This is a genomic window from Sporosarcina sp. ZBG7A (genome assembly GCF_000813425.1).
GTDB lineage: Bacteria > Bacillota > Bacilli > Bacillales_A > Planococcaceae > Sporosarcina.
Map to the genome: position 1 here is coordinate 21,479 of NZ_JWIB01000015.1, position 14,072 is coordinate 35,550.

At 40.3% G+C, this 14,072-nt stretch carries 10 protein-coding genes; 7 read left to right on the top strand and 3 right to left on the bottom strand.

Features of this window, described 5'->3' with window-relative positions; translation table 11 throughout:
- Positions 1 to 14: 14 nt before the first annotated feature.
- A complete protein-coding gene (locus RL70_RS06520) occupies positions 15 to 2,321 on the top strand; it encodes a glycoside hydrolase (RefSeq protein ID WP_039042613.1) in 2,307 nt (768 codons plus the stop codon).
- Positions 2,322 to 2,603: 282 nt separating this feature from the next.
- Here RL70_RS06520 and RL70_RS06525 read toward each other — a convergent pair whose 3' ends face one another.
- Positions 2,604 to 3,011, bottom strand: a complete 408-nt coding sequence (locus RL70_RS06525; protein ID WP_039042614.1) for a VOC family protein — start codon at positions 3,009 to 3,011, stop codon at positions 2,604 to 2,606.
- Between the two features lie 170 nt (positions 3,012 to 3,181).
- Here RL70_RS06525 and RL70_RS06530 point away from each other — a divergent pair, with 170 nt between their 5' ends.
- The 4 genes from RL70_RS06530 (at position 3,182) to RL70_RS06545 (ending at position 10,024) form a co-directional block, all read left to right on the top strand.
- Positions 3,182 to 3,532 carry a protease inhibitor I9 family protein gene (locus RL70_RS06530; RefSeq protein ID WP_052245816.1) on the top strand — a complete coding sequence of 117 codons (351 nt, stop codon included), beginning with the start codon at positions 3,182 to 3,184 and terminating at the stop codon, positions 3,530 to 3,532.
- A 117-nt stretch (positions 3,533 to 3,649) separates the two neighbouring features.
- Positions 3,650 to 4,216: a TetR/AcrR family transcriptional regulator gene (locus tag RL70_RS06535; RefSeq protein ID WP_039042615.1), complete on the top strand. Its 567-nt coding sequence runs from the start codon at positions 3,650 to 3,652 to the stop codon at positions 4,214 to 4,216.
- Between the two features lie 28 nt (positions 4,217 to 4,244).
- Positions 4,245 to 5,480 (top strand): beta-ketoacyl-ACP synthase II, encoded by a 1,236-nt coding sequence (gene fabF / locus RL70_RS06540; RefSeq protein WP_039042616.1) that lies wholly within the window; start codon positions 4,245 to 4,247, stop codon positions 5,478 to 5,480.
- 344 nt (positions 5,481 to 5,824) lie between these two features.
- Positions 5,825 to 10,024: a S8 family serine peptidase gene (locus tag RL70_RS06545; RefSeq protein ID WP_052245817.1), complete on the top strand. Its 4,200-nt coding sequence runs from the start codon at positions 5,825 to 5,827 to the stop codon at positions 10,022 to 10,024.
- A gap of 52 nt (positions 10,025 to 10,076) precedes the next feature.
- Here the strand turns inward: RL70_RS06545 and RL70_RS06550 are convergent, their stop codons facing one another.
- Complete coding sequence (locus RL70_RS06550; RefSeq protein ID WP_039042617.1) at positions 10,077 to 11,354, bottom strand: DUF5068 domain-containing protein; 1,278 nt, start codon at positions 11,352 to 11,354, stop codon at positions 10,077 to 10,079.
- 451 nt (positions 11,355 to 11,805) lie between these two features.
- Between RL70_RS06550 and yedE the strand changes: the two genes are divergently transcribed.
- Complete coding sequence (gene yedE, locus RL70_RS06555; RefSeq protein ID WP_039042618.1) at positions 11,806 to 13,014, top strand: selenium metabolism membrane protein YedE/FdhT; 1,209 nt, start codon at positions 11,806 to 11,808, stop codon at positions 13,012 to 13,014.
- Complete coding sequence (yedF, locus tag RL70_RS06560) at positions 13,004 to 13,243, top strand: sulfurtransferase-like selenium metabolism protein YedF (RefSeq protein ID WP_039042619.1); 240 nt, start codon at positions 13,004 to 13,006, stop codon at positions 13,241 to 13,243. Before yedE ends, yedF begins: the two co-directional genes overlap by 11 nt.
- A gap of 133 nt (positions 13,244 to 13,376) precedes the next feature.
- Here yedF and yiaA read toward each other — a convergent pair whose 3' ends face one another.
- Positions 13,377 to 13,847 (bottom strand): inner membrane protein YiaA, encoded by a 471-nt coding sequence (gene yiaA / locus RL70_RS06565; RefSeq protein ID WP_039042620.1) that lies wholly within the window; start codon positions 13,845 to 13,847, stop codon positions 13,377 to 13,379.
- Between the last annotated feature and the right edge of the window lie 225 nt (positions 13,848 to 14,072).

Here is a 14,072-nt window from a genome sequence, read left to right on the forward strand (position 1 = left end):
TGGAGGTGTGGTACATGAAAAAAACACTACCAGTCATGTTAATAGCTGCAATGGTAACTAGTGTTCTTGCGGGGTGTGTGAATGACAAAAGCGTACCAAGCAAAGTGGATAATACCCAAATAGCTAATCTGGATTTTAACTTTAATGTGGATCCAGAGACCCTAGCGTTGGAGGTAGAGTCCAATGGAATTGCTGAGAGGGCATCGGAACCACTGGAGAAGATGGAAGTTTCAAATTTAAAAGACAGTGGAGACACGATTACCTGGTCCTATTTAGAAAAGGATATTGATGTTGAAATTAAGAAAAGTGTTAAGTATGTTGATGTATCTATAAAATCTAGCAAAGATGAGGACAACATGTTTGCATGGCCTAAAGTGACAGGTGATGCATATATGCTCCCGTTAAATCAAGGGAAGTATATTCCAAGTAATGATTCTGTTTGGAAGGATTATTTAAGTGAAGAAAAAATGAAAGTGATTGAAGCTTTATCTATGCAGTTTTTTGCAGTCGATAAAAGTTCATATTCGCTAGTCTATATAATTAATAATCCTTATAACAGTGAACTTAATTTTAATACAGACAATAATATCGAGTTTACTTATAATCATGAGTTTCCAGCGATAAATGAACAGAAGGACTATGGTTTTAGAATATATGTAACAGATAAAAACCCAGTAGATGTTGCTAAGACTTATAAAAATTATTTAATCGAACAAGGGGCATTCAAAACCTTGGCAGATAAGGCAGAAGAAAATAGTAATATAGAAAAACTATACGGTGCACCCCATGCTTACTTTTGGGATAGAACTGTGATTTCAGAGGAAAATATAGAGTGGGCTAAGCTGAGAGACCACCTACCCGAAAAACTGAAATCATGGATTCAGGGATTATTAACTACTAAAGTTGAGGATGGATCAGAACTCTCAGCGGCCTTCGATGATTTAAATAACTTAGATTATGTAGACAAATATACTGAAAATAGAATAGTAAAAGGCTTAAGTGCCGTGATGCAACTAAAAGAATTCTATGATCCGGAAATATTTACTGAAATAGATAAAGAAACGCAAAAGCTAGTAAACAAGAAAATAGAAAATCTAAATCCTATTGAGTTGATTGACCTAAATAAGAGATTGTTTAAAAGTGAACTTGGAAATGCAGTTGACCCAATAGAGCAATGGGCAGATGCAAACACTGTCAATGTGATAAAGGATATGAAGGATTCAGGATTAGGAAACATGTGGATTGGACTGGACGACTGGCAGGAAGGATTTATTAAACCAGAATTAGTGAAAGAAGCAGAAGATCTCGGCTATTTAATAGGCACCTATGATTCATATCATTCAATCCACGAACCAGGTAAAGAAAAGTGGGAAACCGCTAAGTTTAAGGATACCTCACTTTATGAGAATGCAACTGTAACTAATAAAGATGGGAATAAGATTGAAGGATTCCAAGGTGAAGGTAGAAAGTTGAATCCCACTCTTGCAATGCCTAGTGTAAAAGAAAGAATAACTTCGATTTTAGAAACAGGCATAAAATTCAACTCATGGTTTTTAGACACGGATGGTACTGGAGAAATCTACGATGATTATTCGCCGGAACATATTACCACTGAAAAAGAAGACATCCAAGCTAGAATAAAAAGAATGGAGTATCTGCAGAAAAAATGGAAAATGGTAGTTGGAACAGAAGGCGGCAATGATTTTGCAAACAAGACGATTGCCTTTGCTCATGGAATAGAAACGCCATCTTTTTCTTGGATGGATGAGGATATGAAAACAAATAAAGATAGTAAGTACTACGTTGGGAGATACTATTCGAGTAATGGTGGGGTTCCAGAACTGTTTTCTAAACAAATACCTATAAAGGATAAATACAAGAAATTATTTATGGATTCAAACTACACGATTCCATTGTATAAGTTGGTTTACAACGATTCAGTGATCACGACTTATTGGTGGGGATGGGGAACCTTAAAAGTAGAAGATGAAATTACAAATAGGATGTTGTATGAGGTGCTCTATAATGTCCCTCCCTTATATCATATAGATAAACACGAGTGGGAAAAACATAAAGAAACAATCGTAAGACACTCTAATGTTTGGTCAAATTTCAGTGAAAAAGCAATAACAAAAGAAATGACAGATTTTAAAATCGTATCAGATGATAGACTTGTCCAAATGACTGAGTATGGTGAATCATTAAGTGTAGTAGCCAATTTCTCAGAAGATGAATTTAATTACCAGGGCGAGACAATACCAGGTAAATCATTATTAATCATTGATGGAAATAGTAAAACTATCTATACGCCGAAAAAGTAAGCGCGAAAACTGCAACTTTCTAAGTGTTGATTTTTACTAAGACAATTGTCCAATACATGATTTTCTTGGTAGGTTGCTCTTGCCACAACTTATAGCTAGTATTAAAAAAAATATATATGCTTAAATGTAAGAGGTATTGGTAAAATCCAAATGAATTAAAAGGCATCGTTTACTCATTTTTTGAGAGAACGATGCCTTTTTTTAGGTGAAAATATTTTTGGTTAATATAAGAAACGAATACAATAGATGCTTTATAAAAATGTTCACTTACATTATGACCCGTCAATACATTGGATGAGTTTCATTGAGCTCTAATAAATCCCATAAGTTTCCGTATAAATCCTTGAAAACTGCTACAGTTCCATACGATTCTTCACTGGGTTCCCGCGCGAACTCTATATTTATTGAGACCATTTCATTGTAATCTCTCCAAAAATCATCTGTCCTTAGAAATAAAAAAACGCGCCCCCCAGATTGGTTTCCAATGAATTGCTCTTGCTCTGGATTTGATGCTTTTGCTAATAGTATCGCGGAACCAGATCCTGAGGGAGATACTACTACCCAGCGCTTATCTTGCTTCGGCTGATACGTATCCTCCACTAGGTTAAATTTGAGCTTTTTTGTATAAAATTCTATCGCCTCATCATAGTCTTTAACTACCAAAGCCGTATGTAATATTGACTGTGTCATTAGCATTCACTCCTTTAATAGGTTTGTAAATTCTTTCATTTCAATCAGAAACTATAAGGTGTGTTTTAGTTTTTAATTGTTTTTGACCAAAGGTTTCTCGGTGTGTCGTGTAGAAATGTTTAATCTAAGTGATGATTTTACCCAATGAACAAACAGGGAGGTGGAACACGGTGATTTATATTGATCCCGATGTGAATTTGCATACGGAAGAATTTGTACAGGTCATTATTGAGTTTAGCACGAGCCCTGCCCATGTCGCCATATTATCAAATTCCTTTTTGTCATTGGAACAAGCGACAGAACAAGTCGAACAAAGCCACAGACACTTCCAAAAGGAACTCGAGATATTCTTGGGGGAAAAGCATTATCCATATACGATCGTGCACTATTATAAAAAAGGTATAAACGGTGTCGCTTTAGAACTGCAAGGAATTGCTATCCAGCATCTATTGTCATCCCAAGTGATCAAATCGATCCTTCCGAATCGTGAAATGAGAATTCCAGAAAACCCAATAATGTGATTCACCATTTATAAAAAAAACAGCCCATCTGTGTGTAAGTTGATACGCGGATGGGTTTTGTCATCTAGAAGCAGTGGATTGTTTGACACTTACCTACTAGTAAGTTAGTGTTTACGTATGGAAAATAGAAAATCACAAATTATCGAGTTGGCATTGAGAAATATTTCTGAAAGAGGTTACTTGTCATTTAGTTATGACGATTTAGCTAAAGAGTTGAATGTAACAAAAGCGAGCATTCATTATCATTTCATGAAAAAAGAAGACTTGGGCTTGGCTGTCTGCGCAAAAATAAAAGTTGGTCTAGAGACAACTTATAACGAAGTAGTTCAGTTGGATGCGAATCCTAAAGAAAGGTTATGGGCATTCATTTTCAAAAGAACTGAAAAAATAGGAGACAATGAAATATGTCCATTATCTTCGTTGCAAGCGGATTACAACTACATTCCGGAGTCGATGCAAAAAGCTGTTCATGGATTGAGTGAAATGGAAATTAGATACACCCAAAATCTACTTGAAGATATAAATGATGAAAGGAAAGGTCCGGGATTTCAAGATACCCCTGCAATGGCTGCACTAATGATTGCAAGTGTAAAAGGAGCACTTCAATATCGTCGGGTATTAGGATCGGATTTTCTTTTCTCTGTGTCCACACAATTAAAAAAGATGCTGGAAATGGAGAAGTAACTTTACTGAAATATATGGGGGATATTAAATGAAACGTAGAGTGGTAGTAACGGGATACGGAGTTGTATCACCATTAGGAAATGATGTAGAGACGCTTTGGAATAATATTGAAAACGGAAAGTCTGGTATTCAAACCATTGAATCTGAAGACTTCAAAGAGATTAATACGCGGATTGCTGGACTTGTATCCGACTTTGATGCGGAACAGTACTTTGACAAAAAAGAACTGGGCAAATACGATTTGTTTGCACAATATGCCTATGCAGCTGCCAAACAAGCAATTGACCAATCTGGAATTGACGAAGACTCAGTGAATAAAGAGCGCGTTGGTGTCTATGTAGGTTCAGGAATTGGCGGAATTGACACGGTTATGGATAACCACAAAGTACTCCTGGAAAAAGGGGTTAGAAGAGTATCACCATTTATGGTGCCGATGATGATTAGCAATATGGCAGCAGGCATTATTGCCATAAAAAATGGATTAAAGGGTCCAAGTTTTGCTCCTGTTTCAGCCTGTGCAACAGGCAATCATGCCATAGGAGAAGCGTATTTAAACATTTTGCACGGCTATTCTGATGCGATTGTGGCAGGTGGTGCTGAAGCATCCATCAATCCACTGTCTTTCGCAGGTTTCTCGAAAATGAGAGCAATGTCTACACATAATGATTCACCTGAACAAGCAAGCCGTCCTTTCGATAAAAGTCGAGATGGATTTGTCATGTCTGAAGGATCCGGCATTCTAGTGTTAGAAGAGTATGACCACGCGATCAAACGAGGTGCAACCATCCTAGGGGAAATTGTAGGATATGCGTCAACAACTGATGCCTTCCATATTACTTCTCCAGATTACGATGGAGCAGCCAGAGCTATGAAATTGGCGCTAGAACGAGCACAAATAAAACCTGAGGATATTGCCTACATTAACGCTCACGGAACAAGTACGACAGAAGGTGACATTTCAGAAACAAAAGCAATTAAAGAAGCATTTGGTTCTCATGCGTATAAGGTGAAAGTCAGCTCCACGAAATCTATGACAGGACACCTTTTTGGAGCGGCAGGAGGCATCGAATCCATTATTACACTAAAAAGTATCGAACAAAACCTTGCACCTGCAACCATTAATTTAGATACACCAGATGAGGAATGTGATTTAGATTACGTTCCAAACGAAGCGGTGGAAATGGAAGTGAACTATGCAATTTCAAATGGATTTGGGTTTGGCGGACACAATGCCGTGCTTGTTTTTAAGAAGGTTTCATCATAAGTGAGTTAAGAATTAGTCTTGCATAGGTCGCCGTCGAAATTCACGAACTGTTGTCATCCAAGTTCAATATAGCAATGTTAACAAATCTAATAATGTAACCCTCCATAATAAGAATCAGCCCATCTGCGTGAAAATTACGTGCAGATGGTTTTTTTTTTTGTCTGAAAATTAATGGGTATTGAATTGAATATTCACATTATTAAAATTACCCCAATTTACAAGTCGTAAATTATTGGTACGCTTAACGTAGAACCCTCGAATTATTTACTAGAAAAGGGAGTGGTTGAAAAAAGTTTTGGTGGATAACACGCACAAAAACTCTGAGATTAGAAAGGAAGAAGATGATGAACAAACGAATGACGAAGCGTTTTACGACAGTGGCTATGTCTACATTTCTAGTTACAGCTTCATTAATAGGGACACATGCACTTCCGATCCAAGCAAAACAGAATACAAATGACGCAAGGGAACTCTTGGACAAACTAACTAAAGAACAGCGTGCGGCGATTCAAGAACTTGAAAAGGAAGTCGGATTCACGGTTCATCCGGCAATTAATCAAAAAAGCGAAGCGCCAGTAGAGCTCATTATAGAATTTAAACAAGATCCTGCAAAGGTAGCAGTGGCTAAAAGTCAGCTCCAAGAAAAACGGAGCGCTATCTCATTAAAGGATGCAAAGAACAAAGTGGAGGCGTCCCATAACGAATTTAAGAAAGCGATTAAGAGTTTGGAAATGCAGCCTTACAACAAATTAGGCTCCCATTCTGTTGAAGGAAACAGCGTTGAAATCACACTAGAATATCGTGATGCGTTCAATGGAGTGGCCGTTACGATGCCTGGAACAGCAATAAAGGAAGTGCTGAAGACAGGTTTAGTGAAGAGAGTATGGAAAAACGAAGAAGTGAATGTAGAACTACCGGAAATTAAAGCAGAAACAATCGAGCCCAAAATGATTGATAGCATCCCTCAAATCGGTGTAGATCGATTGCACGCGGATGGGATCACGGGTGAAGGCGTCAAAGTCGGTGTCATCGATACAGGAATCGATTACAATCACCCGGACTTAGCGAGTGCTTACAATGGCTATCAGTCTTCAGAGGGTAAGGACCCAGCTACAATTGACCCGGATAGTGTAAAAGGTTGGGATTTTGTAGAAGATGATGCGGACCCAATGGAAACAACGTATAAAGACTGGTTAAAATCTGGACAGCCTGAATTTGATCCTTATCAAAGTAGTTACTATACATCCCACGGCACACACGTTTCCGGCACGGTCGCTGGACAACAAGAAAACGACGTAGACTATGCCGTTAAAGGTGTTGCACCGGGCATCGAGTTATATGGATATCGTGTCTTAGGTCCATACGGAATGGGTGACATGATTGGGGTAATGGGGGGAATCGACAAATCAGTCCGTGATGAGATGGACGTCATCAACCTCTCTCTAGGGACTGCAGTGAACGACCCGTTGTCCCCTGTTTCAATTGCTGTAAATAACGCGATGCTATCAGGTGTTGTTAGTGTTGTTGCAGCAGGGAATGCTGGGCCGAATGCACAAACAGTGGGAACACCAGGAACTGCGGCACTCCCAATTTCTGTTGGAGCAAGTGATGTGGCACAAACCTCTCCGACGTATGCTGCAACGACTGAAGAATCATCGTTTAGTGACGTGAGGTTATTGGCAAAAGACTTTTCGGATAAGATTGAAGAATTTCAAGGTCAATCGTACCCGCTAGTTTATGTAGGTTTTGGTGGGGAGGGTGAATTTGAAGGAAAAGACGTAACGGGGAAAATTGCATTGATACAAAGAGGGCAGCGTTCGTTTGATGAAAAGCTAATGAATGCAAAGAATGCAGGTGCTAAATCGGTAATCGTTTTCAACGATTCAGAAGGTCAGATTCCATATTACGTTGGGGAAAACACGTCATATCTACCCGCTTTCCGTGTATCCAACAAAGACGGTCTGAAATTGGTAGAGTCCGCTGAGAAGAATAGCAGTCTTACTTTTGGAGAACTGAGCAACATCAAATTAGAAGGAGATTACTTAGCAGGATTCAGCTCAAGAGGACCTGTCGCAAGTAGCTTTGACATCAAGCCAGATCTTGTTGCACCAGGCGTAGCTATTTTTTCAACATACCCATCATACGTTAATGATCCCATTGACAATAGCTATGAAAGTGCTTATGCACGAATCCAAGGAACTTCAATGGCGGCGCCACACGTGGCGGGAGCTGCAGCGCTTATCTTGCAAGAGCATCCAGATTACACGCCATTTGAAGTCAAGGCGGCATTGATGAACAGTTCAGTAGATATGAAAGAGGATTATTCAGTCTACGAAGTGGGAGCTGGGCGTATCAATGTGTACGATGCAGTGTATGCAGACACAGCTGTAACTGTAGTGGATCAAATCAAAATGGTCGAAGATGATGAACCGATCATACTGGAACACGAAACAGGGTCTCTTCGATTCGGTAGTTATTATATTTCTGAAAGTGAAGCCATTAAGAACACCAAAAAAGTCAAATTAGCTAATCATGCAGACACAGAGAAATCCTATTCGATTGAAGTGGATTTCTTACAAGCAAATGATAACCGACAAGATGCAGCTGCCAATGGGGTTGTGCTTAATGTTCCAGAGAAGATGACAGTAGCTGGCGGTAAAGTGGTGGAATTTGAAGCAGAAATTAGTGCTTCTGAAAAAGCAGCATTCGGAACGTATGAAGGATATATTCGAATTTCAGATGGTGACGGTGCAACACATCAAATTCCATTTGCACTTCGTATTTCCAGCAAAGGATTCGCTTCCATGGACTTCGATCGTCCAGCCGTTCCGAATGTGTGGAAGTATCATCCGTTCTTGCTTCCATTCATGGGTCTGAAATTGAACTTGAAAAGCCCAATGGAAAAGGTGGATCTAGTTATCAAAGACTCTAAAACAAACGAGCCGCTGGGAATAGTTGGGGCATTTTACGACTTGAAGCCGGACGTGGATTATTTTGCATCCAAAGGTTTCATGGGCAACATTTTTCCATTCACGGGAGATCCCAAGAATCCGATTGGCACTCAGAGGGTCCGCTTACCTGAAGGAGATTATCTTTATGAACTGCTTGGTACGGATAAAGATGGCGCCGAATACTCAATGGAACAAGTTGTAGTGGTCGACAACACGCCACCTGAAATGACGTCCCTAGATCACAAACCAGGGATTATTGAAGTCGATGAATCGATGTATACAAACGAATTTGGTCTCAATGCATTTTGGGTCCATACGAATATCTATGACTCAACGATTGACCTGTTGAACGGAAAAGGATTGAAATACGACCAATCTGGAAATATCGTCACTGTTTATCAAAATAACTCGTTTCCAAGTGCACTTGGGGTAGCACCAGATGGCTCAATGAGTTTTGGTGTATTGCCGGAGGAAATTGAAGCTGGCCCCGTGGAGATTGACTTAGTACCTGTAGATTTAGCATCCAATGCGGATACAAGAAGTCTTACGAGATATACAGTCATCAAAAAAGGGACGCCATACGCGTTGCAAACATACGACAAAGAGAAGTTGTATCTCGACGATCAATTTACGATGACCCTGAATTTATCACAAGTCGAAAACTTACTATCAGGTACATTTGGTGTGGAGTATGATCACGAGATCTTTAAGTTTGAAAGTCTGTCGTTAAATGATGAGTTTAAGAAGTTTGCAGATGAAAATGGTATTGAAGTTCAGTTGGATGAACCTAAGATTGATAAGGGAGATTGGTTTAACATGCTTCACGTTGGCGCCACACTTCAATCTGACGCGGAGTTCAGCGGGTTTACTGGAGAAAGCCCATTCATTGACGTCACTTTTACAATGATCAGTGATGAGTATTTTGAAGGTGCAGGCGCATTAGGTGTGGAAACCCTCAAATATAAGAAACACGGTGAAACGGAACTACAAAATTTACCGGTATTTCTTGCGGATCCATTTGAAGTTGTACCAAAGCATTCGATTCTTTCAGGATTCATCACACCGGAAGCGTTTACCCATGACGGGTTTTTAGACATACAAGATTACGACAAAATGGGTGCAAAAGTATATGCAAAATCTAAAAGTGGAAAAGTCTATCATACAAAAGTAGATGAACACGGGGAATACTTCTTCTACGATATGCCCGTTTCGGAAAAAGAGTATACTGTCTACTTTGAAGTACCTGGACATTTAAACAAACAACGGACAATCCGACCGGGTGTCGAGTACAATGGTGAATTCGTTGGAGAAGAATTTTGGGTAGATGCTGTAGATGCCCCTGCTGGAGATGTGAACAATGATGGCGTCATCGATATCCACGATGTCATGCGTGTTGTTGCACAATACGGTAAAAATCATCCAAGCACAGACATTAATAAGGATGGAATTGTAGATGAGACCGATATTCGCTACATTGAAAAGAATTTCTTGAAAGTCGGAGACGACGCAAAAAACAAGAAACCGCTTGAAAAACTCGGATCAAAAGGCTTAAATGATTTCTTAAAAGCGTTAGGTCTAGAACCGAGGGACTGAAAAATTAAAAGCGACATCCAATTGGCCAAAGCCTTCGGATGTCGCTTTTTTCTTATTTCATCGGCAGGTCGAACGTAACAGACTTCTCTTTGAATAATTTTTTAGCGTTGCTGTCCGTTAACGGACCAAATTGCAATCCCAGTTCTTTTAATAGGGCAAATTCGTCCTTACGGAAAAGGAAGACAGTCAAAATTTCTTCCGATTCACCGGGCTGCATATCTCCGTAGAGTGTTGGTTCCAACATTCCTTGTGATAGCATTGTGCCTCGGTTCTGATCTAACAACAACCGACTTTCCATCATAGATTTTGAAATCGCTATGCTACTGTCATTCTTTACTTGGAACTTTGCCGTCAATGCAACGAGCGGGCCGTCACCGAAATTGCGGAAGCGTTCAGCGTTTGCAGTGGTTGGCTTGACGTCAGCATATTGGACACCTTCTAGAGTAATTGAAACATCATCGATCTTTTGAGTTTCGTTGACATCTTCCTTTGCGAAAAACAGTTCCTTATCCGCAATCGTGTCTGTTACCATTTTATCGGCATAGAGTGCGGAGCTCTTCGTTGCTTTCTCAGCCCCATCTGCATTGAATGGAACTTTAAAAATGGCGTCTTTGCCGATTTGCTTATAAAAATCATCTTCTAACATCGGCATGTCAATGGTAAATGTCGGTGCTGTCAAACGCTGGTACTGGTCCTTCGTCATCGTGTAGGATTGCATTCCGGTATATTTGCCAGGAGAGTATTGGCGACCGGCTTTGTCCTTATCACCTTTTAGCCAATCAGCTCGATCGACAAGGCCAATCCGCATATATAGGTTTTCGGTACCGTCGTCGGAAAGCATCATTGTACTTGCGTTGAAAAACAAATCTTCCTCCAATTTGTTTTCGAAGCCAAGTTTGTATGTGATGACATACCCTTCGTCTTCATCTTCAAAATTGTGTTTGGCCGATTCATTCATATTTGTCACATGAGCGATCTGATATTCCTCGATGGAGATTGTCACTTCGTCCGAATAGGCATGTATCAGCTCAGGTTCGGTATTTGTATAAACAATTTCTATGTCCCCGCCTGTCTCTTCTTCCATATAGGGGTTCATGTTTTCGGAGGACCCGTTTTCCGCGCTTTCTGTCTCTTCTGCAGTTTCTTCATCGGCTTCTTCTATCTCAGTTGTTGGTTCGCTCGCATTCGTTTCAACTTTTTTCTGGGCTTCTTCACTTTTAGGTGGTTTAGCTGCCGATGCTTCCTCTTCCTTGTCTTGCGTTTTTCCGCAAGCGCTAAGTATAAGCATCGCCACCAATGTGCTGCTGACTACTAATTGTTTCAGATTCATTTCGTTGCTCTCCTTTGTAAACGTAGTTATCTAAATAATTGTACCAGTTCAATTAATAGAATAACGGACTATTTAGAAAATGAACCTTAAGTGTTTCCTTTAACAGAATCATATGTGGAAAGTCCTGGATGGAACTGGAAACGGAATGAGAAATTCAGTAACTGTTCGTTCAGAAGGGGTAGCCGTTATTAAATAGTCATGCTATAAAGGCAGAAGCCCACGAAAGAACTTATGTCTTTTCTCACACACTTAAATGCTGCAAAGAAATTCACCGCAATTTCGCTGTTGAATGCGATTTGGCGGGTAGTCGGCACCTTTCTGGCTCGTGCTGACAGTGAGCATGGTGCACTGGAGACCTACAAAACCTCCTGCTGCATACATGTTTCTTACCTTGCTTTCTCTCCAATAAGGTCTAAAATAGAAAAGTACTTTATTGGAGGAGAAACATTATATGAAAAATTTTATTCAACCTGTTTTTCAACGCTATTGGAATCCTTATGTCGTATTGCTGATTGCAGGGATTCTTAGCGCATTATACTTTGGTCTGACTTCGACAGTTTGGGCTGTCACTGGTGAATTCACTCGACTTGGGGGGGATATACTGAAACTGTTCGGGGTGGATATTTCTGGCTGGGAATATTATGACATGGTACACCTGAAAGGAACGACTTGGAGTCGTCCGGATGGCTGGATTGTCTGGGGAATGTTTATTGGTGCCTTGATGATGGTGTTATTGAGTAATAATTTTAAGATCCGTCTTCCGCAACAGAAACGCAGATATGTCCAAGGACTTGTCGGTGGAATCATTGCAGGATTTGGAGCACGTTTGGCACTTGGCTGTAATTTGGCCGCATTTTTCACAGGAGTTCCACAGTTCTCATTTCACTCTTGGATTTTCATTGTCGCAACTGGAGTCGGAACGTTCTTTGGAGCGAAGTTGACGAAAATGCGCTGGTGGAAAGGTAAGCCGACGTTAACGCGCGGCACTGCAAAACCATCCAAAGTTAAAAAGCGCATCATCCAGCCCTATGTAGGAGTCGTAATCGCAATTGTCTACTTAGGTTTGACAATCTATTTCTTTGTAACAGGACAAAAACTGCTCGGGTTAGGTGCGCTATTCGGACTCGCATTCGGTATTCTCATTGAACGCGGTCAAATCTGCTTCACTTCGGCATTCCGTGATCTGTTCCTCGTTGGACGCAGTGTCATGGCAAAAGCAATCATTATCGGGATGGCTGTCAGTTCTGTAATAACGGTTATTATTATTTCCGTATATGACCTAACGCCAATCACTCAAATCGCAGCGCTTAGCACATTTGTCGGCGGTGTATTGTTCGGTCTCGGTATTGTCATGGCTTCAGGTTGTGAAACTGGAATGATGTACCGACTCATGGAAGGACAAGTTCTGTTCTTGCCTGTATTTGCGGGCAACATCATCGGCGCAACGTTCCTTGCCTATGCATGGGATCATCTAGGTATCTATGATGTACTCGTCAAAAGTGGAACAAAAATAAATCTGATGGACTCTTTTGGTCCAGTCGGTGCCATTCTTGCAACACTGGCCATGTTAGGCGTACTATATGCATTAACGGTTTATCGAGAAAAACGCTATCATCGCCAGTTGGCAATGAAGAGAGGAGTGAACCAACATGCAAGCTAACAAAGAAGCTGATTTCACACTCGATTTACGTGGGGAATCCTGTCCCTACCCAGTAATTTATACGCTTGAGGCACTAGAGGGCATGAACAAGGGAGAACTGTTACAAGTCATCACAGATTGCCCAGGCTCTTTCCGCAATGTCCCGGAAGAAGCAATCGCCCATGGCTACACCTTTGCACAAGATCCTATTAAAAATGGTCAAGAATACCTTTTTTATATCAATGCTTGATGTGAAATAGTAAGCTGTATAGAAGAAATATGATGAGTGATTTAAACTATCACATTAAGAAAAAGCTGTCAGCCAAAGTCATTACTTGACCTTGGCTGACAGCTTTTTTGATAGGTAAAACAGGTTGCTCTATTTAATTATTTTCTCTAGCTTTCTGTGTATCCCTCACGTTTTTCTGAACCGTGATGGCTGCAAAGATACTCAAAACAAACGCCATCCCATAGAAGCCCTTTTCACTCAAAATGATACTCCCGGCATTGTATAGCCCGATTGCCATAAGCGCAATCGCTACAATGAGCGCAAACCAACTTAGTCCATAGTAAATGTTGGTGACAGGGATATCCTCGTCTTTGTCCCGCACAGCTTTTTGAAGGGAAACGGCTGCGTAAAGTCCGAATATCAAAATAGCGAAGTAGTACCCTTTTTCATTCAGCTCCATAGCGGCATTAAACAAACCGACGAGATACGCACTGATACCGATGACAAGCGCTACCCAGGAAGCGCCTTTAAATGCTGGAGTGGGTTCTCCGTCTTTCCGCTCAATTTTTCGTTTAGGTTCATCTCTACGTTCTCTATCAAAAAAATCCTTAGAATCATTCGTCATAGAAAGCCTCTCCTCCTCTTTTCAACATCATATCCATACGTGTATCTATCGGCAACCTTTTTTGCAAGATTCCGTGATTTTGATAGATATGGGTATCTTATGCATGATGCTGTTTGTATGAGAATAGATATATTGGTATTTTATTTTAAAATAGAAATGAAAAGGTGAACCTCGCTAAACCCAAATAAATAAGTAGGGAAGAGAGGTTCACCTTTTTATATGTGT

Coding starts and splice junctions, on each gene's coding strand:
- yedE (WP_039042618.1), top strand. CDS start 11,806: ATGAAAAATTTTATTCAACCTGTTTTTCAACGCTATTGGAATCCTTAT.
- RL70_RS06525 (WP_039042614.1), bottom strand. CDS start 3,011: ATGACACAGTCAATATTACATACGGCTTTGGTAGTTAAAGACTATGAT.
- RL70_RS06545 (WP_052245817.1), top strand. CDS start 5,825: ATGAACAAACGAATGACGAAGCGTTTTACGACAGTGGCTATGTCTACA.
- fabF (WP_039042616.1), top strand. CDS start 4,245: ATGAAACGTAGAGTGGTAGTAACGGGATACGGAGTTGTATCACCATTA.
- RL70_RS06550 (WP_039042617.1), bottom strand. CDS start 11,354: ATGAATCTGAAACAATTAGTAGTCAGCAGCACATTGGTGGCGATGCTT.
- RL70_RS06535 (WP_039042615.1), top strand. CDS start 3,650: ATGGAAAATAGAAAATCACAAATTATCGAGTTGGCATTGAGAAATATT.
- RL70_RS06520 (WP_039042613.1), top strand. CDS start 15: ATGAAAAAAACACTACCAGTCATGTTAATAGCTGCAATGGTAACTAGT.
- yiaA (WP_039042620.1), bottom strand. CDS start 13,847: ATGACGAATGATTCTAAGGATTTTTTTGATAGAGAACGTAGAGATGAA.
- yedF (WP_039042619.1), top strand. CDS start 13,004: ATGCAAGCTAACAAAGAAGCTGATTTCACACTCGATTTACGTGGGGAA.